This window comes from Candidatus Comchoanobacter bicostacola (genome assembly GCF_024172705.1).
Taxonomy (GTDB): domain Bacteria; phylum Pseudomonadota; class Gammaproteobacteria; order Comchoanobacterales; family Comchoanobacteraceae; genus Comchoanobacter; species Comchoanobacter bicostacola.
The window spans coordinates 338,661-364,803 of sequence record NZ_CP092900.1 but is presented as its reverse complement, the minus strand read 5'-3'; the positions used below and the strand labels follow the sequence as shown (position 1 = coordinate 364,803).

The 26,143-nt window shown below is 39.2% G+C and carries 19 protein-coding genes; 8 read left to right on the top strand and 11 right to left on the bottom strand.

Annotated elements, in window-relative coordinates; genetic code table 11:
• Window positions 1-54: 54 nt before the first annotated feature.
• Window positions 55-861 carry a thymidylate synthase gene (locus MMH89_RS01740; RefSeq protein ID WP_258568659.1) on the top strand — a complete coding sequence of 269 codons (807 nt, stop codon included), beginning with the start codon at window positions 55-57 and terminating at the stop codon, window positions 859-861.
• 43 nt (window positions 862-904) lie between these two features.
• Here MMH89_RS01740 and MMH89_RS01735 read toward each other — a convergent pair whose 3' ends face one another.
• The 3 genes from MMH89_RS01735 to MMH89_RS01725 all read right to left on the bottom strand — a co-directional run bounded on the left by MMH89_RS01735 (window position 905) and on the right by MMH89_RS01725 (window position 5,574).
• Window positions 905-1,423, bottom strand: coding sequence for a hypothetical protein (locus MMH89_RS01735; protein ID WP_258568658.1), 519 nt, complete (start codon window positions 1,421-1,423; stop codon window positions 905-907).
• 84 nt (window positions 1,424-1,507) lie between these two features.
• Complete coding sequence (locus tag MMH89_RS01730) at window positions 1,508-3,391, bottom strand: ComEC/Rec2 family competence protein (RefSeq protein WP_258568657.1); 1,884 nt, start codon at window positions 3,389-3,391, stop codon at window positions 1,508-1,510.
• A 371-nt stretch (window positions 3,392-3,762) separates the two neighbouring features.
• A complete protein-coding gene (locus MMH89_RS01725; RefSeq protein WP_258568656.1) occupies window positions 3,763-5,574 on the bottom strand; it encodes an ankyrin repeat domain-containing protein in 1,812 nt (603 codons plus the stop codon).
• A gap of 510 nt (window positions 5,575-6,084) precedes the next feature.
• Here MMH89_RS01725 and MMH89_RS01720 point away from each other — a divergent pair.
• The 3 genes from MMH89_RS01720 (at window position 6,085) to MMH89_RS01710 (ending at window position 12,187) form a co-directional block, all read left to right on the top strand.
• On the top strand, window positions 6,085-7,167 hold the full coding sequence (locus tag MMH89_RS01720) for an ankyrin repeat domain-containing RING finger protein (protein WP_258568655.1): 1,083 nt from the start codon (window positions 6,085-6,087) through the stop codon (window positions 7,165-7,167).
• A 305-nt stretch (window positions 7,168-7,472) separates the two neighbouring features.
• Window positions 7,473-9,248, top strand: coding sequence for an ankyrin repeat domain-containing RING finger protein (locus MMH89_RS01715; protein ID WP_258568654.1), 1,776 nt, complete (start codon window positions 7,473-7,475; stop codon window positions 9,246-9,248).
• A gap of 305 nt (window positions 9,249-9,553) precedes the next feature.
• Window positions 9,554-12,187 (top strand): ankyrin repeat domain-containing protein, encoded by a 2,634-nt coding sequence (locus MMH89_RS01710; RefSeq protein WP_258568653.1) that lies wholly within the window; start codon window positions 9,554-9,556, stop codon window positions 12,185-12,187.
• 34 nt (window positions 12,188-12,221) lie between these two features.
• Here the strand turns inward: MMH89_RS01710 and MMH89_RS01705 are convergent, their stop codons facing one another.
• From MMH89_RS01705 to MMH89_RS01695, 3 genes are all read right to left on the bottom strand, one after another.
• Window positions 12,222-14,882, bottom strand: coding sequence for a hypothetical protein (locus tag MMH89_RS01705; RefSeq protein ID WP_258568652.1), 2,661 nt, complete (start codon window positions 14,880-14,882; stop codon window positions 12,222-12,224).
• A gap of 367 nt (window positions 14,883-15,249) precedes the next feature.
• A complete protein-coding gene (locus MMH89_RS01700; protein WP_258568651.1) occupies window positions 15,250-15,393 on the bottom strand; it encodes a DUF2256 domain-containing protein in 144 nt (47 codons plus the stop codon).
• On the bottom strand, window positions 15,390-16,919 hold the full coding sequence (locus MMH89_RS01695) for a cryptochrome/photolyase family protein (RefSeq protein ID WP_258568650.1): 1,530 nt from the start codon (window positions 16,917-16,919) through the stop codon (window positions 15,390-15,392). Before MMH89_RS01695 ends, MMH89_RS01700 begins: the two co-directional genes overlap by 4 nt.
• A 145-nt stretch (window positions 16,920-17,064) precedes the next feature.
• Between MMH89_RS01695 and mutM the strand changes: the two genes are divergently transcribed.
• Window positions 17,065-17,865, top strand: coding sequence for a bifunctional DNA-formamidopyrimidine glycosylase/DNA-(apurinic or apyrimidinic site) lyase (mutM, locus tag MMH89_RS01690; RefSeq protein WP_258568649.1), 801 nt, complete (start codon window positions 17,065-17,067; stop codon window positions 17,863-17,865).
• Here mutM and MMH89_RS01685 read toward each other — a convergent pair.
• The 4 genes from MMH89_RS01685 to MMH89_RS01670 form a co-directional block, all read right to left on the bottom strand.
• Window positions 17,862-18,686: a hypothetical protein gene (locus tag MMH89_RS01685; RefSeq protein WP_258568648.1), complete on the bottom strand. Its 825-nt coding sequence runs from the start codon at window positions 18,684-18,686 to the stop codon at window positions 17,862-17,864. The genes mutM and MMH89_RS01685 overlap by 4 nt on opposite strands.
• 149 nt (window positions 18,687-18,835) lie before the next feature.
• Window positions 18,836-19,210, bottom strand: a complete 375-nt coding sequence (locus MMH89_RS01680) for a MazG nucleotide pyrophosphohydrolase domain-containing protein (RefSeq protein ID WP_258568647.1) — start codon at window positions 19,208-19,210, stop codon at window positions 18,836-18,838.
• A gap of 11 nt (window positions 19,211-19,221) precedes the next feature.
• Window positions 19,222-20,349, bottom strand: a complete 1,128-nt coding sequence (tgt, locus tag MMH89_RS01675; protein ID WP_258568788.1) for a tRNA guanosine(34) transglycosylase Tgt — start codon at window positions 20,347-20,349, stop codon at window positions 19,222-19,224.
• Window positions 20,339-21,016 carry a queuosine precursor transporter gene (locus MMH89_RS01670; RefSeq protein WP_258568646.1) on the bottom strand — a complete coding sequence of 226 codons (678 nt, stop codon included), beginning with the start codon at window positions 21,014-21,016 and terminating at the stop codon, window positions 20,339-20,341. Before MMH89_RS01670 ends, tgt begins: the two co-directional genes overlap by 11 nt.
• A gap of 180 nt (window positions 21,017-21,196) precedes the next feature.
• On the opposite strand from MMH89_RS01670, the gene MMH89_RS01665 reads away from it, so the two are divergent.
• The gene (locus MMH89_RS01665) at window positions 21,197-21,904 is read left to right on the top strand and encodes a hypothetical protein (RefSeq protein ID WP_258568645.1); all 708 of its coding nucleotides are present in this window, start codon (window positions 21,197-21,199) and stop codon (window positions 21,902-21,904) included.
• A 190-nt stretch (window positions 21,905-22,094) separates the two neighbouring features.
• Window positions 22,095-22,736: a hypothetical protein gene (locus MMH89_RS01660; protein ID WP_258568644.1), complete on the top strand. Its 642-nt coding sequence runs from the start codon at window positions 22,095-22,097 to the stop codon at window positions 22,734-22,736.
• Window positions 22,737-22,848: 112 nt separating this feature from the next.
• Here MMH89_RS01660 and uvrB read toward each other — a convergent pair whose 3' ends face one another.
• Window positions 22,849-24,825, bottom strand: a complete 1,977-nt coding sequence (gene uvrB / locus MMH89_RS01655) for an excinuclease ABC subunit UvrB (RefSeq protein ID WP_258568643.1) — start codon at window positions 24,823-24,825, stop codon at window positions 22,849-22,851.
• Window positions 24,826-24,907: 82 nt separating this feature from the next.
• Here uvrB and MMH89_RS01650 point away from each other — a divergent pair, with 82 nt between their 5' ends.
• Window positions 24,908-26,125 (top strand): pyridoxal phosphate-dependent aminotransferase, encoded by a 1,218-nt coding sequence (locus tag MMH89_RS01650; RefSeq protein WP_258568642.1) that lies wholly within the window; start codon window positions 24,908-24,910, stop codon window positions 26,123-26,125.
• The last annotated feature ends 18 nt before the right edge of the window (window positions 26,126-26,143 follow it).

Sequence of the window (26,143 nt, the reverse complement as noted above, 5' to 3'; positions counted from 1 at the left end):
ATCGACTCTAAACACATATTGTGCCATAGTAACTAAGTAGCTTGAGTAAATACCATGCAATCATTTGAGTCACAATACCTAGATCTACTCAAAGACGTCCTGTCTAATGGATCGATGCGTTCAAACCGTACAGGTGTAGGAACAATATCCACATTCAGCAGAGAAATGCGTGCTGATATCTCTCAGGACTTCCCAGCACTCACAACCAAGAGGATTTATTGGCCTGCAGTAGTGCACGAGCTTATCTGGCTTTTATCAGGTAATACCAACATCAAATACCTGAAACAACATGGAGTCAGAATATGGGATGAATGGGCAGATGCTAACGGTAATCTAGGTCCTGTATACGGTCATCAATGGCGTAAGTGGCCAACCTCAGATGGTAAGCATATTGATCAAATTGCCAACCTCATTGAGAACCTCAAAAACAATCCATACTCACGCCGACATATCATCAATGCATGGAACGTAGGTGCAATCGATGAAATGGCACTCCCCCCCTGCCACCTTCTTTTTCAGTTCTATGTAACCAATGACCAAAAGCTGAACTGTAAACTATTCCAACGTTCTGCTGATCTTTTCTTAGGTGTACCCTTTAATATTGCTTCCTACAGTCTACTCGTCTATATGATTGCTGCTCAGTGTGACCTCAAGCCAGGAGAGTTCGTATGGTCTGGTACCGACTGCCATATTTATGAAAATCATCTTCATGCAGTAGAAGAGCAACTTACTCGTAATCCTTATCAACCGCCTACTTTAAGCCTGAATCATGCAGCATCAATCGATCATTATACCTATGAGCATGTTCAGCTTCACAATTATCAACATCACCCCACCATTAAAGCAACCGTAGCCATATAAAAAAAGCCCCCATAAGGAGGCTTTAATGATTAGCGTTAAATAACTAGCATGACTCACTCATACTTTTTACAAAACCCAGTGATAATGAAGCAAACACATCTTCATCCGAATGTGTTAGTATACAATCTAGATCTAAGTGGGTAGCTGAGTCAAACTCATATCGTGCACCCAACTGGAATCCTAATGCATATCTTGCTGATGGTGAATATCTGCAATCATAGCAACCTTCATTGTAATCATACCTATTGTTTAGATTGTTAGACTGAACACTGGTAGCTGCAACACCTAACTTATACTTATAGCTCTCAGAAGCAGAGTTAAACAATCCACCAACAGAAGCTTCGATAACATCAGTCGCTTCGTGTGTCTCCGATGTATCTAAATATGTACTTAATGATCCGTATACCTGTGCTGATTCAGAGGTATCATTAACTAGACTTACACCTAGCTTTACTGCATTTCTTGCTTGACTTGTTTGTGCTAAACCAGCACTTATTTCAACAGTTGATGCTAAAGCTAGTTGAGAAACTACACCCAATAATAATAAACTTCTAAATTTCATACTTGTTTCCTATTTATTTTGTTAGGAATATACCATACTGAACGCACATATCGTCAAGTTAAAGAAATATTAAGCTGTAAGATCTCATCTCAAAAATAATTTAAAAGGAGGATATTTCAGCTTATTCAAACCCAGTAAAGCTGGTGCTTTTACTTGAGACTTATAGCCACTAACAACTACATACAATGGTTTTAACTGCTCCACCCACTCAATCGATGAGCTAGTAGCGGATCCATGATGTCCAGCAACTAACAGTGAAGTCTCCAAGCTTGGATATCTTTTTAAAATCTCGTGCTCTATTTTTTTATCAATATCCCCAGGAAATAGAGCGCTCTGATGATTTGATTCAACATATAATACACAGGATGCTTTATTCCCTTTGTATAATGATTGGTTATCTGGATGCAAAAAAGAAAATCGAACACCATCCCATTCCCATGCTCCCCCCTCCCTGCACAACTGCTGTTTGCGTAAATACAGTGGCTCCGAAACCCACACCGTTTCAACCGGATAATGTAGCTTTAAAAAATCACTTGCTGAGTAATGGTCTAAATCTGCATGGCTGTAAACAATCGCATCAAACTTGCTGACTTTTTCCTTATGCAAAAATGGCTGTAAGGTTTTAGATATAAAATCTTTACGCATGGACCCTGCATCATATAACATTGTATAATGCTTGGTTCTTAGAAAAACACATAGCCCATGCCCTGCATTTAGCACCTGAACTTCTACCTCACCAGGACTTATATCCGTTGTTTGCGGGATCAACCATAATAACTGAAGCGCAAATACTCGCCAATCAATCATTACCCACAATGCATATATGACTGTATGGATCTTACTGATAGGAACCAGTACTTGAATTGGGTATTGGGCACAATAGTCCATGAACTGCTCTATAATGAGCAACACTGATAATGCTTTACCCCATAAAAATAATGAAACCTTTGGTAAAAAAGCGAGCAACATTAACCCAAGAGTGAGCATAGGATAAATGATATGTCTAAATATCGGCCATAATAAAAAACTCATAACCAAACTCAATATATGCGTCTTGTAATTAAATAAACTGAGTATTGTTGTGGCTACCGTTGATCTGACAACTATCCCTCTAAACCCTTTGTGCTTAAACGTCTGCATCGATAAAAGCGCCATAGCACTCGTTAGCCAAAAACCAAGACGTCTTACCCAAAATGGATCCAGCGCAACCTCAACGGCAGTGGCTAACAAAAAAGTGCTTATGGAGTTAATCGATCGACCCAAACAACTAAATATTAATGGTAATATATAAATAAATAATACCCGACGAATACTCCCGCTATACCCCGATAATACGTAATATAATCCACCAATTACAATTACCAAACTCTGTAAAGCCCAATAGGTATTTTTGCGTGTCACCCAAAATATATACTTTACATGCACTTGATGTAGACTGAGTAAATATGACACACCCCAGAAGTACCATAGCGTTCCCGAGCTTTCTGAAAATAATAATGTAGTGATTAAATCAGCATGATCATAATCCAACTTAGTAATATAGCCACTCACCCACCTTTGATATCTATCTGCTATACTCAAGGAGCACGCTACACACTCCTTATGCTCAAAATCAACATCATAGTCAATACCATACAACCAGTGATACCTACCTTTTTTTTGGTTTTTAATATGGAAATCAAGATTCACCCAACAATATTTTTCTCGCCCTGGAAGGACACCAGATACCATTACATTTGATCTTGTTTTTGCCAGTACCCGGTCACCATACCGTTCTTGAATATAAAAATCTTCATTTCCATCTAATAACGTCTTAGGCCAAAAAGTTAAGATCAATGTCACTAACCCACACAAGACACCCATACGAGCATTTGATAGAAAAAAAAAAGGAATAAGAATAACTATTAAATAGAGTGAGATAACCCCAAGCGTAACTGTCAGTAGATATATAAAAAGTGCTACCAGCACACCATACCCATATATGAATCAAGATAATGTATGCTTTAGTGCATTATAATAATATACAGAGCTATCGAACTAAATAATCAATGCCAACCAAGTAATAAGGAAAATCCTACATCTCATACTAGGAGGCTTTTTGCTGTATGCCATCTTGGTTTTTTAAATAGCTAACCACTAAAAAAACTGTGAGGTCAATTGCGTTAAGCATTGTGAAAAAGGGCTAGATGCTCGCGTTACACAAAGTGTGTAGTACCTCAACATAAAATATATCACTCAGTATACTTGCTCATATCACAATTTATAAGTGGCTTGGTGATCGTCTGTGAAAATATGATTTGAGGTTACACCATTGTTAGTCCTTTGACGAGTAGTGGTTCCTATTTTCTCGTCAAGGACATTTTTCCAACAAACTCACGAAGGCCTTGTTGTGTCATATCACACTCCATGAATTGCATGGATTCTTCAGGGCTTTCTATTAGCGCGCTATTGAATGCCTTAGCACTATGCGTATGGTTCGTGAGTGCTAATTGAAGTAAATGGGTTTTCTCAGAAATGATGCAGGAGTTAGATTGATTGACATTAAACGCCCAGCACTTAATAATATCCCCTGCGGCTGAGCTATGCTTTAACTCAGAATAGTCCGGGAAAATATACCTAGCATCCACATCAAGTAGCTTTGTGTCTGTCAGTGTATAAGCATTAAATAAGTAACTTCCCAATAATTTCCAAAGTAAGGAAAGGTTAATATCTGCGATATCTTGAACTATCAGTTTTTTATGTATATAGGAGACTGCATTACTACGAGATACTGGGGTAGAACTACTTGTTATACCCCCTTTAATGGTTAAGTTGTCTGTCTTACTATCTAATGCATTGATGCCGCGTAAGAATGCTTTTAGTGCGGTAAATAATTTTTTTCGATACTGGGTTACTGCTTTGTACTTTATGTAAGGAATAGAAAAGTATAATTGCTGTACCACACCTGCTGCGACAACTTCAATTGAGTGGGCGATATGATGGAGGGGAAGCGTTTCTTGGAAGTATTGTGTAAAGGTGGGAGTGTCTAAGGTAGCCTTCTCCTGGAAGCGGCACATTTGTGCAACTTTCATCGCTATTTCATTAGGGATAGAACGCCCCAACAGTACTTTTGCCAGCAGTAATTGACTTGGAATTATGGACAGATGAATGTTACGAAGGTCATCTTCTGCAACTACAGGGTTTAATGCGGGAGTAGTCCAATGCATTTGTCGTCGATAGTTGGCTATTTTGATTGTTTTTTCTATTCCTACAAACTTAAGAATATCAAGATTATCACATACCTCCCCAACGCTGTAGCCTTGATGGTAAGCTGCATTTAGAAGTGCTAGCCCTTTGCCGGTATCACTTTTCAATGATTCTCTGAAGATATCCAGCCAATTGATACGGGTGCTTGAAAGTGTGATTGCCCCTGTTTGCATGAGTTTTTCGAGTGCCTCAGAGTGCCCCTTGCGCGCAGCACGCGTTAAAGAGCTAATCGTATCTTCTGATTCACTTGCGATACTGGCAAAGGCCTCAGGTGTAATACTGCTAAAAGCACCTGATGCTGTAAGTTGGTTTAATGCCTCAGGGTGACCCTCGACTGCAGCATCTGCTAAATGGTGAATCGTAAATAGTGAATCACTTGCGATACCGGCAAAGTCTTCGGGTGTAATGCTGCTAAAAGCATTTGATGCTGCAAGTTGGTTTAATGCCTCAGGGTGACCCTTGACTGCAGCATACGTTAAATAGTTAATTGTATGGAATGATTCACTTGCGATACTGGCAAAGGCCTCCGGTGTAATACTGCTAAAAGCATTTGATGCTGCAAGTTGGTTTAATGCCTCAGGGTGACCCTTGACTGCAGCATACGTTAAATTGATAATCGTAGTGAATGATTCATTTGCGATTCTGGCAAAGTCCTCGGGTGTAATACCACTAAAAGCATTTGATGCTACCAGTTGGTTTAATGCCTCAGGGTGACCAGCTTCTGTAGCATCTGCTAAATAGCTAATCGTCCATGGTGATGCGATTACGATAGTTGAAAACTCTTCGGGCGTTAAAGCGCTAAAAGCACCAGATTCTGCCCAGTTAGTTAATTCCTCATATTCTAAACCAGCAATAAATCCAGGGTTTTCAGATTCGCTCTTTAGCAACATAGCGCTGTTTTTCATTTTTTTACTCCATATATATGCATTGACTATATAGAAAAACAGGTTAATAGCAAACTGGATAGAGGTGTTCAAGTGTTAGCTCTAGGGTCGATGGCGTTAAGCATTATGGAAAAGTGTTAGATGCTCACGACACGCAAAATATAGTACGCCATCATAAGGTATACCGCTTAGTTATTCTCTGTGATCTAAGATTTCGAGTGGAATAGTTATGATATGAGAAAGTATGTTTTGAAGTTTTCTCATCACTAGTCCACCAGACGAATGATGGCCTTACCTACTCCATGTCGCTTCTATACATGAGCACAGACGGTCCATGATTATATTCCTATAACATTGATAGACATCTTCGCTATTTCTGCAGCCACTAGCATGCGATCTGTGCTATTATTTTGAGTTATCACCTCTAGAGGGTTTTTAATCAAACATTAAATTACGCCTTGTTTAATAATGAAAATCTGTTTTCCTTTAATAAGTGGCTATAAAGAGAGTAATGTAAAACAAGAGACAGTTATGAATACCTTAAATGATGACCTAAATAGTGACCTGTATGCTGCAGTAGTAGCTGGAAATATAGAAGCTGTGGGTGCATCAATTGAGGCAGGGGCTGATGTCAATAAACCAAATAAGGATGGTTTGAGCCCACTCTCTCTGGCAGCAATAAATGGAAAGCTAGAAGCTGTGAGCACATTAATTAAAGCTGGAGCTGAGGTTAACCCATTAGATGATAATCGTGCTTGGCTTCCACTCTGTACAGCAGCAAAAGGAGGACACCAAGAGGTTGTTCATGCATTAATCGAAGCTGGAGCTCATGTTAACCAATCAAGCAATGGTACTACAGCACTTTGTATAGCAGCTGCAAATGGAAAGCTAGAAGCTGTGAGTACATTAATTGAAGCTGAAGCTGATGTAAACCAAATTGATACTCAGGGCCTAACCCCGCTCCTGGTTGCAGCGGGATATGGGCATCTTGAGGTTGTAACTGCATTAATTGAGGTTAGTGCTGACCTTAATCAATCAAATAATGAGGGCGAAACCCCACTCTTGTTAGCTGCAAAAATGGAGCATACAGACATTATGGAGTATTTTTTTAGCATAGGTATAGATTATGAAAGTGCGCGCGCCTATGCTGAAAAGAAAGGACTAAAAGAGTGCGAACTTAAGCTTAGACAATCATGGCATATTTTTATATCTCAAAGCTTAGAAGCTAATGCGGATTATCAAGATAGGTACCGAAAAATAGAATCACTTATCAGTAAATGCCCTGTAATGCTTGAACCGTTATATAATCCCCTCGTATTAGTTCCAAGTGGTTACTCAATCGAGGAATCAAGCTGGAGAAGCATAGAAAGCGTAGCAATGGCATCAAATACCGCCCCACTATGTCCGCAAACTAGAAAGGTGATTACATCTGCTTGTCCGAACTATACATTAAAAGAAGCAAATGAAAAATTATGGATGGAAATAGAAGCACTCTATCAAGAGATGATCAGAAGCGCTCCATTGGCTGATGCCTCAATGTTTCAATCAGAACCAAAGCCCCGAGGAGCGGGGGGGGAAGCACCTGGGAAAATACGTAGATTAGGAAAACAATAAAGCGGGATAAAAAACATGTTGTCCTGAGAGGGTTTGCACACGAGTAGCATCTAGGTTATCTATAGTAATATAGTATTTAATTGTCTGTTTATGTTTTGTTGATTGAAGTAACTTTCTTAGGCCTAATGATCCTAATTTAAGCACCTATATTGCAATGATTGGTCTTATAAGCGGCTATGAAAGATATTTATTGTTGGGAGTATGTTGATCCTGTGGCTCACTACAGCATTGATGTTGTATTATTTGCAAAATAGCAGCGGTTGTGGTAAAGTTTTTCATAATCAATAATATAGCTGGAAATTATAATGAATGGTTTATTTATCGCTGCACAAAATGGCCACATTGATGTTGTTAATGCACTTATTACTAAAGGTGCCGATGTTAATCAGGCTATGAATGATGGCAGAGCCCCACTCTTTATCGCTGCAGGACAAGGACACCTTGAGGTTGTTAAGACACTTCTTGCTGCAGATGCCATTGTTCATCAGGCTAGGGATGATGGCTCAACCCCACTCCTTATCGCTGCAAGCCAAGGACACCTTGAGGTTGTTAATGCACTTCTTACTGCAGATGCCGCTGTCAATCAGGCTATGAATAATGGCGCAACCCCACTAACCCCACTCCTTACCGCAGCAATAAATGGACACCTAGATGTTGTTAATGCACTTCTTACTGCAGGTGCCTCTGTTGAGCAGGCTACGAAATATGGAAGAGCCCCACTCCACATCGCGGCACAAAATGGACACCTTGAGCTTGTTAATGCACTTATTACTAAAGGTGCCGATGTTAATCAGGCTACGAATGATGGCCTAACCCCACTCTATCTCGCAGCACAAAGTGCCCACATTGATGTTGTTAATGCACTTTTACAGAGTGAGGGCATTGAGGTTAATCCGGATAATCCTGGCTCGGCCCCGCTGCTTGGCGCTGCAATACAGGGAAGCATTGATGTTGTTAATGCACTTTATACTGCAGGTGCTGAAATTAATCGGGCGGGCTTTGAGGGCGAAACCCCACTCATGGTCGCAGCACGACAGGGATGCCTAGAGGTTGTTAAGACACTTTTACAGAAAGAGGGCATTGAGGTTAATCAGGCCACAGCTTATGGCGTAACTGCACTTTTTATTGCTGCACAACAAGGGCACGATGATATTGTGGCGGCGCTGATTGCAAGTCCCGGTGTTGTGATTAATCCATCGACTACAGAAACTGGCGAAACCCCACTCTATACCGCTGCAGAAGAAGGATTCCATGAGGTTGTTAAGGTGCTTATTGCGGCTCCTGGTATTGATGTTAATCAGGCCAGAACAGATACTGGCGAAACCCCACTCTATACAGTTGCAGAAGAAGGACACCATGAGGCTGTTAAGGCACTTCTTACTGCAGGTGCTGAAATCAATCAGGCTAGGACTGATGGCGCAACCCCACTATTTACCGCTGCAGGAAACGGACACCTTGAGGTTGTTAAGGCACTCATTGAGCATGGAGCAGACATTAACCATCAAGATGCAGAAGGTAGAACCCCTTTATATATTGCCTCAAAATATGGGCATGTTAATATTATAGAGAGCCTCTTTAGCAACGGTGCGGATTATGAAAGTGCACGCGCCTATGCTGAAAAGAAAGGACTAAAAGAGTGCGAACTTAAGCTTAGACAATCATGGCATATTTTTATATCTCAAAGCTTAGAAGCTAATGCGGATTATCAAGATAGGTACCGAAAAATAGAATCACTTATCAGTAAATGCCCTGTAATGCTTGAACCGTTATATAATCCCCTCGTATTAGTTCCAAGTGGTTACTCAATCGAGGAATCAAGCTGGAGAAGCATAGAAAGCGTAGCAATGGCATCAAATACCGCCCCACTATGTCCGCAAACTAGAAAGGTGATTACATCTGCTTGTCCGAACTATACATTAAAAGAAGCAAATGAAAAATTATGGATGGAAATAGAAGCACTCTATCAAGAGATGATCAGAAGCGCTCCATTGGCTGATGCCTCAATGTTTCAATCAGAACCAAAGCCCCGAGGAGCGGGGGGGGAAGCACCTGGGAAAATACGTAGATTAGGAAAACAATAAAGCGGGATAAAAAACATGTTGTCCTGAGAGGGTTTGCACACGAGTAGCATCTAGGTTATCTATAGTAATATAGTATTTAATTGTCTGTTTATGTTTTGTTGATTGAAGTAACTTTCTTAGGCCTAATGATCCTAATTTAAGCACCTATATTGCAATGATTGGTCTTATAAGCGGTTATGAAAGATATTTGTTGTTGGGAGTATGTTGATCCTGTGGCTCACTACAGCATTGATGTTGTATTATTTGCAAAATGGCAACAGCTGTGATAAAGTAGTTCATAATCAATAATATAATCTAATATCATAATGAATAGTTTATTTATCGCTGCACAACAAGGACAGCTTGAGGTTGTGGCGACGCTGCTTACTGCAGGTGCTTCTGTTAATCAGGCTGTGATTAGTGGCATAACCCCACTCTATATAGCTGCAGCCAATGGACACTTTGATGTTGTTAATGCACTTCTTACTGCAGGTGCTTCTGTTAATCAGGCTAATATTGTTGGCGCAACCCCTCTCTATGTCGCTGCACAAAACGGACACGCAGATACTGTAGAGGCACTTCTTGCTGCAGATGCTAAAATCAATCAGGCTATGGCCCCACTCTTTATCGCTGCAGGACAAGGACACCTTGAGGTTGTTAAGACACTTCTTGCTGCAGATGCCATTGTTCATCAGGCTAGGGATGATGGCTCAACCCCACTCTTTATCGCTGCACAACAAGGACGCCTAAATGTTGTTCATGCACTTCTTTCTGCAGATGCTGATGTTAATCAGGCTATGAGTAATGGCCAAACCCCACTCTTTGACGCTGCACTAAATGGACATTTAAATGTTGTTAATGCACTTCTTTCTGCAGGTGCTAAAATCAATCAGGCTATGGATAATGGTGAAACCCCGCTATTAGCTGCTGCACTACAAGGACGCCTAAATGTTGTTCATGCACTTCTTTCTGAAGGTGCTGATGTTAATCATGCTGCCACAGATGATGGTAGCACCCCGCTCTTAGTCGCTGCAAAAAAGGGACATGCAAATATTGTTAGTGTCCTTTCTGCTGCAGGTTTTGATATTAATCAAGCGACTACAAATAATGGCATAACCCCACTATATATGGCTGCACTACATGGTAACATAGAGGCTGTTGATGCACTAATTGCTGCAGGTGTTGATGTTAATCAAGCGACTGGAAGTGGCATAAGCCCGCTCTTTATCGCTGCAACAATGGGGCACATGGGGGTTATAGCGGCGCTGATTGAGGCAGGTGGCGATTTCACAATTCTTCTTTGTCAAGATAAATCCGCTTTAGAACAAATTTTTACTGCAATAATGAGTAATACTAGATTACTAATGGCCATTATTAAGTGTATTGAATCTTCGGCATGGGATGGCCGTGCCGCCGGGGAAAGCCTTTTAGATGCAGCGGAAAAAAGAGAATTGATGCTTATTGGCGAACTAATCATTATGGCCGGTGGGGTATTTAGTCGCAATTTTAAAAAAAGGTTTATGGATGATCTTAATATAGCAATATCAGACATCATGCCCTCACTATTTCAAGAGCTTGATTCAACTTATTCGATTTCTCCTTATGTATGTAATGTAAATTTATTGGTGGAATTTGAGACGACCGAAAAGGGAATGCAACGGTGCCTTCTTCACCGAATATCTTTTATAAAATATGCAGCTGTCAATATAAGAGTCTCATTAGGATCGCTAAAGGATAGACTGCAGATAGAGATAGAAAATGCCAGCGATCCTGAGCTGATGCACAAAATAATATCTAGTAATATAAATGATATATGCTGTATATTTGCGCTACAAGCAAGTGTTTATCCAGCGCCAATTTTTCCACTGAGATCGCAGCTAGATATTCGCATATCTGAAGGGGATGTGGCCACAGCAGTTGAGAGATTTCTGGCATTATATAATGAGGAAAAGGAAACACGAGAGAGAGCTCTTATTAGAACATATTGGGATAACCGGGAATTTTATACCATTCTTATTAAGAAATGCGTTTATATAGGGGGTTTGGAACGGCCCACCATCAGCGTGAAAAAAGGGTTAAAGAAAATACCTATATCCAGAGAAGGTATTCATAATTTAGCCATCAGCGTGCAAACATTATTAAAGAAAATACCTTTATCTAGGGCCCTTGATTTCTGCTTTTATAAGGAAAGTGATCTTCGCAAATACCTAGAGAATGCCAGCAATCGAATTGATTTGCTAAAAACAATACTGAGGTACGCACAGTTTGATAAAGTTTATTTTGAGAGTCTTATAAAAAAGGCGGGGACTGGGACGACAATACCGTCAATGCTTTCAGCCGTTGCGGATAAAATACTAGCGTTTGAGCTGTATGGTAAAAGCTCAGTGAAATCATTTTCACCAAATTATCGCAATATTTTCAATTTATTATTAATGTCTCAAAGACATAATCTTCGTTTATCAGATAAAAAAACAGCAAAACTCAACACAGACCGTGATTTTGTCATGTCTGAGCTAATACATGACAGAAGTGCTTTAGGTTTCCTAGAATTTGTATCTAATGAGCTTCAAGGAGATAAGGGAATTGTGATCGCTGCACTAGCGTATAGTAGCTACTCGCTTAAGTTTGCATCTAACGCACTGAGGGATGATAAAGAGGTGGTCATGGCGGCAATTAAAAATGAAGGGTCTGCACTTAGGTTTGCATCCGACTCACTGAGGGCTGATAAAGATGTGGTTATGGCGGCAATTAATAATGATGGGTCTGCACTTGAGTTTGCATCTGACTTACTGAGGGCTGATAAAGATGTGGTTATGGCGGCAATTAATAATGATGGGTCTGCACTTGAGTTTGCATCTGACTTACTGAGGGCTGATGAAGATGTGGTTATGGCGGCAATTAATAATGATGGGTCTGCACTTGTAGACATAACAAACTCGATATGGATAAGACTAACTTAGCTTAAATGCTTCCCTACGCATACTCATCAATGGATTAGGCTGCAAATACAGTCTTAGTTGTTTTCCCAGATTCAGATTTAGCAGGCTTAGGCTGTTTTCTAGGCTTGAAGGATTGATATGCAAGCTTAGCAGAGCTCACTGGTAGGCAGATGAGATCATAACTCAGATAAGCACTTAGCTTGATCGTATTATATATAATGGTTGGTAAATCAAGTATGATGCGGGGAAGTAGCTTTATGCATTGTAACAAACCTTGTAAGAAGCTAGAGCCTTTAAATTCTTTTACGTTCTCTATAGGTACGATGAGCTGAGCTTCTAGCATGATATGCGTGAATAACGCATCATCAAGACTTGCTTGTTCTACATACTCTTTTATGCAATGAAAGAACGCATTATCAAGGCTTTCCTTTTGATATTCCTCATAATTTTCTGACACAAGCTTAATACTTTCTATAATACTCTCATCGGTAAGGCAGCATACTGGCTGGAAATTGGGCAGATGTTCTTTTAAATAGTTGCGTACTTCATCAGGAGTCGGTGCTTTGCCAGTGCCGTCATATCCCAGCTTTTTCAGTGCAGCATTGATCAAGCTATTTTGTACCAGTTCATTTAAGAACTCAGGGGGGTGGAATGGTAAACTACGATTCGTGTCTAAAAATTGTATTGCTTCAAAATCTGAAATATCTATAGGACCTTTTTTCAGCTTGAGGAAATAGTGATATAGATAAGTAGGATCAATGTGCTCATATAGTTTACGCCAATCATTGTCATATGCATGATCTAAGACTGGAACACTCAGAGCATTTGCTAAGTTTGAGATAAGTTCACTGTCTGTGGAGCAAATCTCATTTGTTGCAAGCAGTGTTCTAGTAGAAGGTAGCTTCCTAGCAGACATCAGGTGAAACTCATTAGACCCATGTACATCCTGGTTGTTATAGTTGATACCGATTACCGCACGCATTACACCACGCCAGCGACGTCTTTCTGCACTATATGTCTTATTAGATTCTGCTGAAAAATAACTAATAGCATGGTTTTCATTTGCCCAATAGGTTGCTAGGTAACTTTCAGCAGCAAACTCAAAATGCTGTTGGCGGGCATCATTTGGGTCTATACTGGCACATACTCTTTGTATTGCATTATAGTGATGGTCAAGCCCAGCACTGCATGTTGGTTCCTTTAAGAGTGTTGCAATTGCTTTGAGTACATTTTGGTGAGCTTTGCTGATCGTATCGACATCATCAATACGAGAAAAAACATCTTTAATGATTCTAACTGGTAATTGACTACCTTTCACCCCTCGGTTGCCTTTTTTTAATTGATGTAAATTTTGAGATATTGATATTAAATCATCCTTTATTGCATCTTCAGTTTTACCCAGGTAATAACTATTATTAGGATCTACATATCGGGTGAGGTCTTCATCAATAACTTTACAAAGTTCATTCTGACTCATTTGACTAATTTCTGGAAATCTAGTTCTATCCATGGTTGTTTTAGCAACTTTTCGAAGCTTATCAAGATTCCAGGCATAGTTTTTTTGATCATGTTGATTGGTATAGCCAGTGGGTTGATTGAAGTAAGTACGCGGATCTTGCTGTTGTCTACTAAAGAGCGGAGTGCTTGAGAGTGCTTTGTTTAAAATTTCTTTAAAAATAAAACAACTAAGCAACAAGCCTGCTGATATCAATGGTATATAAAGAATAGAAGCGCCAAAAGCCACGGCAAAGATGAGTTTTTTTTTCTGAAGAAAATTAGCTGCTCTAGGTGATTTTTTAGCAAATTTATCATAAGCTTTCTGGGTGAATGTTTTATGCTGAGTGAATGGTGCTGTATCTTGACTGGCTTTATTTTTGATTTCATGGATTGAGGATAGGGCCTCAGAAATAGATGAGCTTTTGCTTTCAGCATTTTTGGTTTTACGTGAGGAGAATGCATCAACTTTTTCTAAAAAATTAAAAGAAGGTATGGCAAACGCCTTGATAATAGATTGCAGGAAAGCACTAATATTAGGTAGCTTGTCATTGAGGGCATAGTTAACCAATGCCAGGATGGGAAACCCAATGCTGTTGGCTAAGATGCTCATCTGAGCAAGCCCACTTCTGGTATAGTCACCAAGCAGTCCTGGATGTGCGCTCAACTCAAAGAGAAATATCGCACTAAAGAACGTAATCAGCTGTACGCTTACTATATTAGCCACAATACATTGGGCCAAAGCAACTACAAGAATTATATACCAAATCCAGTGCAAGTGGTTCAAAAATACACCTAGTCCTTTTTTAATTCTCGGGTATTTACTTTGTACACCTTCCCAGTGTGTATAGTCTACCGCTGCAGATAACTTTTTAACCCTAAGGTTGTATGTAACTAGCGCCATAAGAAAGGATAGCAATTTAATTTGAAATCTTTCGACAATGTTATAGATTGTCATCAGTATGTCAGGTGTTTTCCCATAGCTCATATAGCTATGTAAAGTAACCATACCCACAATACAAAGTATCGGAAGCATATAAACCCAAATCAGTCCACCAAACATCAGTTTAAAGACCGTCATAACAGCAATTAAGCTACCTAATCTACGGTTTGGGTCAGGTGAGTTGCCAACAGACATGGTAGCATAGTCGGAGAGATTTTGCTGTATGCAATACCCAGCATAGAATGCTCCACTTCCAATTATAATACTTCCTAAAATCACTCTTAATATCCTTATTGATTATTTAAAATTATATTGCATCATCGCCCCTTGTGTCAAGAAACCTAATTAATGACTGATATATATATCTTTTTCACGGCATTCTAGACTTAATGGCTAGAGTATTTGATAGAAAAAAAAGGAACAAGCATAACTATTAAATAGAGTGAGATAGCCCCAAGCATAACTGTCAGTAGATATATAAAAAGTGCTACCAGCACACCATACCCCTATATGAATCAAGATAATGTATGCTTTAGTGTATTAAAATAATATACCGAGCTATTGAACTAAATAATCAATACCAACCAAGCAATAAGGAAAATCCTATCAACCCTATTACAAGCCTAATAATTGGATAGGTAGTTCTCTAGTCAAGCGACTTAGCCAACCGTGCACATCGCTTGGAACAATACTTAACCTGATCCCAGTCACGCGCCCACTTCTTCCTCCAAACAAAGGGGCGCTTACAAACTGGACAAATTTTAGTCGGCAACTGATCCTTCTTTTTCATTCAATCCCCTTTAAAAACTTAATACTATCCTGAGCAATGGCTTCTTTTTTCTCATCATCCATTCTATCGTAAGTACGATACATCATTCCAATACGATGATTGTCTGCTAACTTTTCACGATTACGCACTAAGAAATCCCAATACAAGTAATTAAAGGGACATGCACCCTCCCCGTTTTTTTTAGTTGGTGAATAGGTACAGCCTTTACAATAATTAGACATTTTATTGATATAACTTCCCCCTGCAGCATAAGGCTTGCTCGCAAGGTAACCCCCATCGGCAAATAATACCATCCCTGACACATTTGGTAGCTCAACCCACTCATGAGCATCAGCATAGACAATGTGATACCACTCGTTAACCTCATCCGGGTTTATACCAGCAATCAATGCAAAATTACCCAGAACCATCAACCTTTGGATATGATGTGCATAAGCATGCTGCTTGGTTTCAGTGACACACTGCTTTAAACAGTTCATTTTAGTATTTGCAGTCCAGTAAAACTCTGGCAAAGACCTTTTTGCTTTAAAATAATTTAGCTGTTTATACTCAGGCATTTTTAACCAATAAATACCACATATATACTCTCGCCATCCCAGAACCTGACGAATAAAACCCTCAACCGCATTCAATGGTGCGTTGCCTGAGTAATAAGCCTTCTCAGCCGCTTTGATACACTCTAAAGGATCCAGAAGCCCACAGTTCAAATAGAAGCCAATATGTGCATGATACATCCAAGGCTCTCCTTCTATCATCGCATCTTGATAATCCCCAAACACCGATAAACGCTCTTTAATAAACTTATTTAATACTGATAACGCCTGTGTGCGAGTCACCGCAAAATAAAAAGGTAATAAGTCTCCAAAATGATCCGAAAACCTAGCTTCAACCAACCGCATAACCTCATTGGTAATAACGTCAACTACTCCATGGTATGGCTTAGGAACCAATAACCCATCTTTAGGTGGCTTTCTATTTTCAGCATCATAGTTCCACTTTCCCCCCTCTGGTTGATCACCATCCATCAAAATTTTATACCGCTTACGCATTTCCCGGTAAAAGTATTCCATTCTAAGTTGCTTTCGATTTGATGCCCAGTGAGCAAATGAAGCCCGCGTACACAAAAATCGATTATCCTCGACCTGTTCAATAGGAATATTTAACTCTCTTTCCCATTGCTCAACCATCTCCTTTTGAAAATAATCACTGGGTTGCATGATCTTTATTTTTGTAAAATTATGTGCACCCACAAGTTGCTGAATATGAGCACTATATGAGCCTAAGTGATCCTGATCATCCAAATGAATGTATGTCATCGGGTACTTAGTATCTTGTAGATGCTGCGCAAAATGACGCATAGCAGAGATTAAAAAAACCAACTTTTTTTTATGATGCTTAACGTAAGTAAGCTCCTCTAAAGACTCACACATCAGAATATGATCAGAATCTTTATTAAAGTTAGCTAACGCAGCGTTGTGCTGAGTCAACTGATCCCATAATATAATATGTAATACTTTGTGATCCATCTGCCTATCCTACTACCTTGGATTAATAAATCATGTTCTCACAAATATTGCAATGTGAGCGAGCTCAAAAGATTAAAAGATACGCACAGCCATTTCAATTTACCCATAACAGACTATAATAAAGATACTTTTTATAAATGATATGATGCCTGAATTACCTGAAGTACAAACTGTTGTTAGCGGAATACAACCCATTGTTGGGTCAACGATCACCGATGTTACTGTTAATTTCCCTAAGTTAAGAAAACCCCTGCAAAAAGATTTAGCCTCCGAGCTTAGTGGTGCTAAAATCATCAGTATCACGCGGCGTGCTAAGTTTATAGTGATTAAAACCCATGTAGATTTGATCATCCATTTAGGCATGAGTGGTAAATTAACCCTCCAAGAACTTAATTACCAACCGATTAAACATGACCATGTTATCTTCCACCTAGCTGATAAGCTATTGGTATACAATGATCCAAGGCGCTTTGGCATGGTTTCTTGGCATACCTGTACAACTGACTTACTCGCACACTATGGCATTGAACCACTCTCTAAAGCATTTAATGCTGAATATTTAAAAAACTACACCCACAAGAAAACGACTCCAATTAAAAACCTAATCATGGATCAAAGATGTGTTGTTGGCGTTGGCAACATCTATGTATGTGAAGCATTATTTCATGCTCATATAAAGCCTGATTTGCCTGCTCACTCTCTTTCAAAAGAACAGTGTAAACAACTGGTCACTTGCATCAAACAAGTATTAGATCAAGCTATTCAACAAGGGGGAACCACACTAAAAGATTATCGCACAGCAAGTGATACCATGGGGTATTTCCAGCAACGGCTTTATGTCTATGGGCGTGAAGGTCAACCTTGCTTAAAATGCACAACCCCAATCATCAACCTAAAGTTATCGGGCCGTTCCACATTTTACTGCCCTGAATGCCAATCCCTTTAGAAACGATGAGCCTGTAATACCGCATTATTACCTGGCAAATTAGCCCCATCAAATAATGAAACTTCATCAAAACCATCTTGAGAACTTTCTGACGGCGCTCGCACACGGCTAGCTCCCTCCATAATGTTAAAATCTTTTTTAACACGCTTATAAATACAAAAATAATCTATAGTCATGGTTAATAATGAAACAGCAACAACACTCAAGCACGCAATAAAGTACTCTGCAAAATACTTAGCATGCAAAAAGTATAATGAGCCCATCACCGATAATCCAGCCACAGCAAAGGTTAAAGCCACTATCTGAATGATAATATGCACACGCATAGATTTAGCTTTTTCCTTCTCAAAAATATCACCCATATGATTATGCATGCTCTCTAATAATCCTGAACAAGTAACCTCTTCACCCAAGCCTCTGGATACATGGGGTTTTACATATCCATGAATGACATCCATAAAACATTGCATATGCCTATGGCACTGTTTTCCCACCCTATCATTTAGAACAGGATCTAATACACCTAGACCAGAATCAGTATCGGCTGGTAACTCAGAGAATGTCGCCCGATAGTCAATTAAAGCCAACATTGAAAGGCTCAGCTCATGAATTAATTTTGGTTTAAGCAAGACCAAATAACAAAACCAAGACTTCCAACTTTTTTGATCCAATTCATGCAAGGCTTTTATTTCTTCCTGAATTAATCCTTCGTTAGCCGCAATACTTTTTTTCCGTTGCTCGCTACCCTGGTCAGAATCATCAAGTATATTATTTATAGTAGCAACACATTGCTGAAACTGAGTTAAAAATAAATGATCCATCTTACTTCCCTGTATTGACTGATTACAACATTCAGATTACCGATAAACCCATACTTGTGCAAATGCAAAGAAGACTTTATAAAGAATTTAAAGTAACTACCTCAATTAAAATCAATACAAGCGATACGGGCGTTAAAACCTAAAGCTAATTAATTTGAGCTAGTCTTAGCTTCTTGCCATAACTCCAACAACTCACTTAGCGATAGATGCTCTAAGTTGCTTAGCCCTCTTTTTTTTGCTACTTGCTTTAAAGCCGTCATTCTGTTTGAGAACTTATGGGTAGCCTGCTCCATGGTTTGCGCTACGTCAAATCCTTGATGGTAACACAGAGCGATAACTGCATGAATTAAGTCCCCAATTTCCTCTTGCTGTCTTGCAAGAGACTCCCCCTGTTCAATAGAAGCAGCTACCTCAGCACATTCACTCTGAATCTGTTTAATAATTTCTTTATAATCAGGGTATGAAAAACCAAATGAGCGAGCATCTGCTTCAACCTTTACCATTTCTTCAATCAAATCAGACACAGTAATGACTCCTAAATTCTATCTTCCAAAATATGCTGCTGAATCGTATTCATATGACGCATCATATAACTTAAGTTATGAATCGTTGTTAATGTATGCGCAGAAGCCTCATGTGCTTTAAATAAGTGATGCAGCCAAGAACGCGTATAGTGCTTGCAGGTATAACAAGGACAACCCTTTTCAATAGGAACAAATGATTCTCTATGAGCCGTTTGACGCAAACGAACCGGTCCATTTGCTGTGAGTGCAACGGCATGCCTAGCAGCTTTAGTCGGATATGAACTATCAAAAGTATCAATACCATAAGAAACCGTTGCATCGATCGATGGTGTATCACCGATCCCCAATAAATGTCTCGGGCGATCTGGACTCAAAAATCCCACGGTATAGTCTAACACTCGGCATAAATCTTCAGTATTTTTACCCAAGCTACCACCGATCCCAAATCCATTAAAAGGTAAGCTATCTAAATAGCGTGCACTTTTCTCCCTAAGTTCTTTAGACAACCCACCATGACAAACAGCATACATCGCCTGATTTTTTGGGTTTGCTAGATGCGTATCCAGTGAACGTTTTTCCCAACGATGTGTACGCTCTAATGCTTTAACAAGTGCCCGCTCTCCCATATGATAAGGAGGTAACTCATCGAGTGGAATAATAATATCTGCCCCGAGCTTTTTTTGAACATTAACGGTGGATTCTGGCGTCAAATGTACAGCCGATCCATCACGGTAAGACCTGAAGATAACCCCCTCTTCGTTTATTTTTAAAACACTATTGCCATGCTTTTTTCGCCCCTTACCTTTGATCTCATCAGCAACAGATCCATAAGCAAGTGAAAACACCTGAAATCCACCAGAGTCTGTAATAATTGGCCCTTTACGCCCACTAAATTGATGCAATCCTCCTGCTTTTTGTACCACCTCAGGTCCAGGATGCAGCAATAAATGATAGGTATTTGCAAAAACAAGGGGTAAATTTAAATCACTAATTTGAACATGATCAACCGACTTTAACGTTCCATTGGTTCCAACTGCTACAAATGCAGGCGTCATAAAAGACCCATTAGGCGTATGAATACGTCCAACACGCGCTTTAGATTTTTTGGATTGATGAATCAATTCAAATTCAAACATTATCTCTTCCTAAGCATTTTGAAAGGGTTGCATATAGCCAAGTATTAGACATCATCAGTAATGAGCAAATAATTTTCACCATAGATGAGAATAGTATAATATCCCATAGAGAATAAGCAATGTCTTCTAAAGCCCATACACTAAATAACCAGGTATCTAAGAACTGTGAAAAAATAAGTGACAACGTAATTCTAGCTAATAAATAGTTTTGGTTAAATACATCACTCAACCAAACAAAAAACTTATTATCAATATACTGAACAACCCAGTAAACACAGGCTGATTTTAAAACCAAACCTGGCATCTTTTCCAATAAGACTTGATAGGATGCTTGAAAAACATCACCATCAACGGCTTGATACGCTAACTGGGTATATGCTGCTAAAGATAATAGCGCTAAGGCTATAAAAGAATATTTCATTGCTTGATAAACATGCTGATCATCAAACTGCTCCCTGATGAAGTTTAATACCAAAATTACCCCTACCGTATAAACATCTGCAGTCGTAACTGTTAATCCAAATAACAGCATTTGCTTAAAGACCATCAAGTTGCCTAAAAGACTAAATGCAACCATTAACATGACCATAGCAGCATAAGACTGCGACCGAGACCAATATGAGGCTAAGCTAACCCATGCAATGTGTGCTAAAAAAACTAATTCATTCATACTTATACTTTGAAAATAAATGCATTTTAACAGAAAAGTGTATTAAATACTATCCTGAGATTGGTTTTAAACCTACGGAACTAACTACCCAAAGCAATAAAAAAACTTACAATCAAATTATTCCTTTACAATCATGCACTTTTGCCTTATAATGCTGTCAAAATGAATAGAGAAACCATTATGTTAAAACAGTTATTAGCAAAAAAAAAAATTAGTAAACTAAAAAAGCTTTACGATGCCAAAGTAGAAAGCCACACAGATATATACGGTAAGTTTATAAAGGCAGCGCAAGAGTTTAATGATGAAGAAAGAAAAGCAGCTTCTAAAGAACTACTGCAACACATCTCGGAAAGCACCCATGATAGCCAATCAATTGCTGGCAAATTATATCGCTTTCTCCTAAAAAAACAAGAATACCAGAATGCAGCTACTACTATTCAAGCTGCCTTTAAAGATCGCAAAGTAAGAAAAGAGCTAGCTCTAATGAAAAAGAAAAAGTCTAAAAAAGTTACTAGGAAGGATCAAGAAGGCAACGATCCTCTCTGTCCAATAAAAACAATTGAAAAGAACGAAACACCTGAGGCTAAAGTTAATCCTGGTTTCTGGAAGAAAGCGTTACTTTTAACCTCCTATGTGATTAAACAGTTACTTAACGCATTGACACTCCTCATTCACTTTGATCTACGTGTATTTTCAAACGCACACAAAGACTTCAAAGCAAATTGGAATCAAGCTTCTAGCTACAGCAAAAAGCCGAGCAAAGGCTCAACACCAGCTAATGCACAGGAGTTAAACAACGTTATCAAAGCACAAGCCCTGGTCCTTAAGGAAAATATCAGAAAAGTGGATGAAGCTATTAGTAGCATAAACACACAAGCCAATCACTAGGTCAAACTAGTGAGCCGTTGAAAAGCAGCACTCGTAGTCCCTGTGCTGCTTTTTTCATCAGGATCCTATGCTAATATTTCTTACGCAACAACAATCAAGCTAAGCAATAAAAAAACTCACAATCAAATTATTCCTTTACAATCACGCACTTTTGCCTTATAATTCTGTCAAAATAAATAGAGAAACCATTATGTTAAAACAGTTCTTAGAAAAATCAGAAATTAGAAAAGATCTAGCTGAGGAAAAGACAAGACTTGCAAATCTTCAGATTGTGCCTTACGCACGAATAGATCTAGCTGAGGAAAAGACAACAAGGTCTCCGAGCCTCACACCTGAAAGTCTCAAGTTTGTTGTACAACTCATGAAAAAAATTAATATGATTGAAAGCATCAAATATGCTCACGAACTATCTTTTTATGCAATCCCAAAGAAAGCTGCAGTGGAAACAATAGCAGAACGTTTGGCTTCCAGAGCAGTTCATAATGGAATAAAGCAAGCTCTAATAAAAAAGTCTCCAAAAGTTACTTGGAAGGATCAAGAAGGTAAAGGTCCACTCTGTGAAACAAAAGAAACCGTCACCAAACCTGGTTTTTGGAAGAAAGCGCTACTTTTAACCACCTATGTGATTAAACAGTTACTTAACGCATTGACACTCCTCATTCACTTTGATCTACGTGTATTTTCAAACGCACACAAAGACTTCAAAGCAAATTGGAATCCTGTAAAGGCTCATCAACTTAAAATCATAACAAGAGCACCAAAAGAAGTTGCGGCCCCAGATCATCTAAAGTCATTCGGAAACGAAGATTTTGCTAAAACTACGCAATTCTAAAACCAACAAATCATTGAAAGAGCATCATATAAATCATATGCTGCTCTTTTATTTTTGTTAATACACTCCAACAATCCACTTATTATCATTCAATACAGCTTGATAAATGCGCTTAAGAATCTAATAACTGATCTTTTAGCTTAATGAGCTGATCTCGTAATTCAGCTGCTTTTTCAAACTCAAAAGATTCTGCCGCTTTGTGCATATCTTTCTCTATCCTTTTGATCATTTTAGCCAGTGTAGCACGATCATACTCAGGCTCTTTCTTAAGCCGCTCCTCCGCCTCCTTTTGAGTTAATGAATCATGTACTGCTTTTTTAATCGACTGAGGTGTAATTCCATGCTTTTTGTTAAAGTCATCTTGAACTTTACGGCGCCTATGTGTTTCATCGATTGCATACTTCATCGATTTAGTGACTTTATCTGCATACATAATCACACGTCCATTCAAATTTCTAGCAGCTCTCCCAATCGTTTGAATAAGTGAGGACTTTGACCTTAAAAAGCCCTCTTTATCAGCGTCCAGTATTGCCACTAATGCAACCTCAGGTAAATCAAGACCCTCTCTAAGCAAGTTAATCCCCACCAACACATCAAAGTCTCCTTGCCTCAAGCCTTTGAGTATCTCAACACGCTCAACTGTATCTATTGACGAATGCATATACTTTACGCGAATACCTTGGTCATCAAGATAAGATGTTAAATCTTCTGCCATTCGTTTTGTAAGCGTAGTAATCAACACCCTATTTTTCGCAGCCACCTCTTCTTTTATCTCTCCTAAAACATCATCTACCTGACCTGTTGCTGGCTTGACAGTAATCTTGGGATCAAGCAACCCTGTCGGACGCACAACCATCTCAACCACTTGCTTAGACTGTTCTAACTCATAAACACCTGGTGTTGCTGAAATATACACCGTTTGAAAGGATAAACCTTCAAACTCTGAAAACTGTAGCGGACGATTGTCTAATGCAGATGGTAGCCTAAAACCATAGTCAACCAATGTCCGCTTCCTTGAGCGGTCTCCAAAATACATCCCTCTAACTTGTGGGAGCATGACATGCGACTCATCAATAATGAGTAACGTTTCAGGCGGCAAATAATCCATAAGTGTTGGCGGTGGCTGCCCATCATCTCGACCTGATAAATAGCGAGAGTAATTCTCAATACCCTGACAGTAACCCAACTCCTCTAACATATCGATATCATGCATGGTACGTTGTTTAAGCCGCTGCTCTTCCACTAACTTACCCTGAGCTTTAAGCTCTGCCAGTCTAACCGTTAGATCATTCTTAATCATCGCAATGACATTAGGCAATTGCTCTTTTAAACTCACATAATGGGACTTAGGATAAATGGTTACCTCTTGCACACTACGCTCAACTGCACCCGTTAATGGATCAAACCATTCGATCGCTTCAATCTCATCATCAAATAATTCAATACGAACCGCATGAACTTCACTTTCAGATGGATAAATATCAATCACATCACCTCGAACTCGATAAAGCCCCCGCTCAAATGCAACCTGATTTCTTCGATATTGCATTGCCGCCAAACGCTTTACCAAATCATTCTGTTCAATTCTATCACCTACCGATAGCGCCAATGATAACGAACGGTATGCTGTAGGATCTCCCAAACCATAAATCGCAGACACACTTGCTACTATGATCGTATCTTTATGCTCAAGCATAGAGTTTGTTGCAAACAACCTGAGCTGCTCTATCTGCTCATTTACACTGGCATCTTTTTCAATAAAGGTATCCGAACCTGGCACATAGGCCTCTGGCTGATAGTAATCGTAATACGATACAAAACATGAAACATGGTTGTCTGGGAAAAAGTTTTTCATCTCTGCATATAGCTGAGCAGCGAGTGTTTTATTGGGCGCTAAAATTAAAGCGGGTCGCTGAGACTCTGTAATTATATGCGCCATGGTGAATGTTTTACCAGACCCTGTTACACCCAATAAAGTTTGCTTATCGTGTTTCTCTAATCCATCCAACAATTGATTAATTGCATCCGGCTGACCACCACTGGGTTGAAATTCTGATTTAATTCGGAAATAATTTGACTTAGTGCTCATACTACTATAGAAAAGAAGTTGTGAGCATGATGACACAAGAACTGGGTGATTGCCAGCTATCTGTAATGCCAAGGAGATCTAAATGAACATCAAATTTTCCAAGCGATCCGAGCTTCGCCCCTCCCCTATATTTTCTCAATCCAGCAAAGTAACCCGAATGAGAGAAGCCGGACAAGATATTATTTCACTTGCACTCGGTGAAACCGATGACTTTGATACCCCTCTGCATATCAAAGCTGCAGCTATAGAAGCGATTGATAGTGGTAAAACAAAATACACACCTGTTGATGGCATTGCTAAATTGAAGCAAGCTATTTGTCAGAAACTACTGCAAGAAAATGACTTAGAATATAATCCATATGAGGTGATTGTTTCCACTGGTGCCAAACAATCCATTCATAACGCTATGATGTGTTTATTAGACAAAGGAGATGAAGTTATATTAACAGCACCTTATTGGCCTTCATACTATGACAACATTGTACTCACAGGCGCTAAGCCCGTTATTATAAAAACCAGTTTAGAAAAGAAATTTAAGCTACTCCCAGAACAATTAGAAGCAGCCATCACAAAAAATACTCGCATTGTTATTATCAACTCACCCAATAACCCGTCGGGTCAGATATATTCTGCTTCTGAGCTTAAGAAACTATCAAAAATATTACTTAAGCATCCCCAAATACTAATTATTACTGATGACATCTACGAGCATATAAAATGGTCTGAGACTGAATTCTCAAACATATTAAACGTTTGCCCTTCACTCAAAGAGCGGACACTCATCATTAACGGTATTTCTAAGTCTTTCGCAATGACCGGTTGGCGAATGGGGTATGCAGCAGGACCTATTGATCTCATACAAAAAATGAAGTCGTTTCAATCACAAGCAACCTCATGTCCGTGCAGTATTACACAATATGCAGCACTAGAAGCACTGGATGGCAACCTTTCTACTATAGATAAAATGGTGCAAACATTCCAAAAGAGACACAACTTTATGTTTGAATTTTTAACCAATCTTGAGGGTTGTGAGGTGCAACCTGCACAAGGAGCATACTATCTATTCCCTAAGGTAACTGAAATTATTAAGCGTCTAGAGCTTAAAAGTGATCTTGAGCTGGTCGACTTAATTCTAGAAAAAGCTGGAGTTTCTGTATTACCTGGTTCAGTATTTGGAGTTGAAGGACATTTAAGAATTAGCTTTGTTAGCAGCGACGATCGATTAAAAGAAGCCATCAAGCGTATCAACGAAGTTATACACCCTACAGAATCTACTGAAGATAATGAAACTACCTCTTGATTCTAAGCCATAAAAACA

Coding starts and splice junctions, on each gene's coding strand:
- MMH89_RS01740 (WP_258568659.1), top strand. CDS start 55: ATGCAATCATTTGAGTCACAATACCTAGATCTACTCAAAGACGTCCTG.
- MMH89_RS01720 (WP_258568655.1), top strand. CDS start 6,085: ATGAATACCTTAAATGATGACCTAAATAGTGACCTGTATGCTGCAGTA.
- MMH89_RS01700 (WP_258568651.1), bottom strand. CDS start 15,393: ATGAAAAAGAAGGATCAGTTGCCGACTAAAATTTGTCCAGTTTGTAAG.
- MMH89_RS01665 (WP_258568645.1), top strand. CDS start 21,197: ATGTTAAAACAGTTATTAGCAAAAAAAAAAATTAGTAAACTAAAAAAG.
- MMH89_RS01695 (WP_258568650.1), bottom strand. CDS start 16,919: ATGGATCACAAAGTATTACATATTATATTATGGGATCAGTTGACTCAG.
- MMH89_RS01685 (WP_258568648.1), bottom strand. CDS start 18,686: ATGGATCATTTATTTTTAACTCAGTTTCAGCAATGTGTTGCTACTATA.
- MMH89_RS01715 (WP_258568654.1), top strand. CDS start 7,473: ATGAATGGTTTATTTATCGCTGCACAAAATGGCCACATTGATGTTGTT.
- MMH89_RS01725 (WP_258568656.1), bottom strand. CDS start 5,574: ATGAAAAACAGCGCTATGTTGCTAAAGAGCGAATCTGAAAACCCTGGA.
- MMH89_RS01670 (WP_258568646.1), bottom strand. CDS start 21,016: ATGAATGAATTAGTTTTTTTAGCACACATTGCATGGGTTAGCTTAGCC.
- MMH89_RS01735 (WP_258568658.1), bottom strand. CDS start 1,423: ATGAAATTTAGAAGTTTATTATTATTGGGTGTAGTTTCTCAACTAGCT.
- mutM (WP_258568649.1), top strand. CDS start 17,065: ATGCCTGAATTACCTGAAGTACAAACTGTTGTTAGCGGAATACAACCC.
- MMH89_RS01660 (WP_258568644.1), top strand. CDS start 22,095: ATGTTAAAACAGTTCTTAGAAAAATCAGAAATTAGAAAAGATCTAGCT.
- MMH89_RS01710 (WP_258568653.1), top strand. CDS start 9,554: ATGAATAGTTTATTTATCGCTGCACAACAAGGACAGCTTGAGGTTGTG.
- uvrB (WP_258568643.1), bottom strand. CDS start 24,825: ATGAGCACTAAGTCAAATTATTTCCGAATTAAATCAGAATTTCAACCC.
- MMH89_RS01650 (WP_258568642.1), top strand. CDS start 24,908: ATGAACATCAAATTTTCCAAGCGATCCGAGCTTCGCCCCTCCCCTATA.